At 49.3% G+C, this 280-nt stretch carries 1 tRNA gene; it reads left to right on the forward strand.

Annotated elements, in window-relative coordinates:
- Positions 1 to 203 precede the first annotated feature (203 nt).
- Positions 204 to 279, forward strand: a tRNA-Glu gene (locus HUS61_RS21435).
- The last annotated feature ends 1 nt before the right edge of the window (position 280 follow it).

The raw sequence follows: 280 nt of genomic DNA on the forward strand, positions 1-280 counted from the left end.
CCCATCGTCTAGAGGCCTAGGACACCGCCCTTTCACGGCGGTAACAGGGGTTCGAATCCCCTTGGGGACGCCACTTACTCTTAGTAAGTGAGCAATTGCCAAGAGAATAAATATGTTGGTCTCGAGTACTTACATGTTATTTTAGTAACCTTAACTCCGATATGAGTCAAACTATCATTTAATGTCCTAGTGACACATTATGTGTCCCCATCGTCTAGAGGCCTAGGACACCGCCCTTTCACGGCGGTAACAGGGGTTCGAATCCCCTTGGGGACGCCAC

It is taken from the genome of Pseudoalteromonas sp. 0802, assembly GCF_013350085.1.
GTDB lineage: Bacteria > Pseudomonadota > Gammaproteobacteria > Enterobacterales > Alteromonadaceae > Pseudoalteromonas.